2 protein-coding genes are annotated in these 1,675 nt (G+C 36.7%); both read left to right on the top strand.

Annotated features, from left to right (window positions below; translation table 11 throughout):
* Positions 1-97: 97 nt before the first annotated feature.
* The gene (tnpB, locus tag K292_RS0112695; protein ID WP_027400131.1) at positions 98-454 is read left to right on the top strand and encodes an IS66 family insertion sequence element accessory protein TnpB; all 357 of its coding nucleotides are present in this window, start codon (positions 98-100) and stop codon (positions 452-454) included.
* 88 nt (positions 455-542) lie between these two features.
* Positions 543-1,675: IS66 family transposase (tnpC, locus tag K292_RS0112690; protein ID WP_027400130.1), on the top strand; the 1,133-nt coding region annotated here is incomplete at its 3' end.

Genomic DNA, 1,675 nt, shown 5'->3' with positions numbered 1-1,675 from the left:
TAAATGATATTTCCATTGATGTTCGAAGCAGTGCAACAGAAATGGTCATTCGCAATACAATCCTTGCCATACAAAGCATCTATCCGGAGAACACACGATGCTAGGTGATATTTCACAAGCAGAAAATATCTATCTTGCCTGCGGATATACTGATATGCGCAAGTCAATCGATGGTCTTGCTGCACTGGTACAACAAAATTTCAGATTAGATCCCTTTAGTAACAACCTGTTTTTATTCTGTGGTCATAAATGTGATCGGTTAAAAGCGCTTTACTGGGAAGGAGATGGATTTGTACTTCTATACAAAAGGCTAGAAAAAGGCAAGTTTCAATGGCCAAGAAATGAAGAAGAAGTTCGAAAGTTAACAACTCAAGAATTCAGATGGCTTTTAGAAGGATTGTCTTTAAATCAACCCAAAGCCGTACAAAAAATAAGTGTAAAAAATGTAATATAAAGTGCCTATAATTCCTTGAAAATTCTGGAGTTACAGTACTTTTTATGATATAATATTCTTAGTTAAAAAGAGAGGAAATACAGGTTTTATGAAGGCAAATGAAAAGTTAAATATGCTTAAAAAAAGAATCACGCAGCTAGAACTTGAAAACAAGAACCTTCATGAAACGGTAGCTTATCTGACGAAAAAACTGTACGGGAAAAGTTCCGAAAGCACTAAGAATCTTGGTGTTGAAGGACAGCTTTCTTTTTTTGATGAGGCAGAGGTAACAGCAGATCCTAAAGTAGTAGAACCGGCTCTTAAAGTAACCGAAAAAGTTATTGTAAAGAAGTATAACGGACAGAGAAAAGATAAACTGGATAAGTTGCCTCACCACAAAGTAGTATTTAAACTCAGCGATGAGGATTTGAATTGCCCTGAATGTGCGGCTGAATTAAAACCGGTAGGCGAGGAATTTGTTCGCAGTGAGGTAGAATATATTCCTGCTCAGCTGAAGGTTATTGATATCTACAAAGAAGTCTATGAGTGCCGTAAATGCAAACAAGCAGGACAACCTCTTATGGCTAAAGCACCTACAACAAAACCTGTAATCTGGCATTCCTATGCTTCTGCTTCTAGTGTTGCACATATCATGTATCAGAAATATGTCAACGCAATGCCTCTTTATAGACAGGAAACAGACTTTAAGAATCTTGGGCTATCTTTGAAAAGGCAGACAATGTCCAATTGGATTATACAGGCATCAAAAGAATGGCTTTTTCCAATTATTGATCTCCTTCATAAAAAGATGCTGCAAGAGAAATACCTTCATGCTGATGAAACCACCATAGAAGTGATGAATGAGGAAGGACGAAAGAATACTTCTGATTCATATATGTGGGTATATGGTACTTACAAAGATTCCAAGATGCCTATCCGAATTTTTGAATATCAGCCCACAAGAAATGGAGATCATCCAAAGAAATTCTTAAAAGGATTTAACGGATATTTGATAACGGATGCCTATCAAGGATATGAGAAAGTAGAAAACATTACTAGATGCTACTGCTTTGCACATCTAAGAAGATATTTTGTAGATGCACTCCCTGTAGACACATCGAAGCCGGAATCAACCATTCCAAGCCAAGGAATTGAATACTGTAATAAACTCTTTAGGATAGAGCAACAAATAGAAGCACTATCCTCAAAAGAAAAGCAAAAACAGCGTCAGGAACTTTCAAA

Source organism: Anaerovorax odorimutans DSM 5092, from assembly GCF_000426305.1.
Taxonomy (GTDB): domain Bacteria; phylum Bacillota; class Clostridia; order Peptostreptococcales; family Anaerovoracaceae; genus Anaerovorax; species Anaerovorax odorimutans.
This window is presented reverse-complemented; position numbering and strand designations above follow the sequence as displayed.

Excerpts from the sequence above, each read along its gene's own strand:
- tnpB (WP_027400131.1), top strand. The coding sequence starts at position 98 with ATGCTAGGTGATATTTCACAAGCAGAAAATATCTATCTTGCCTGCGGA.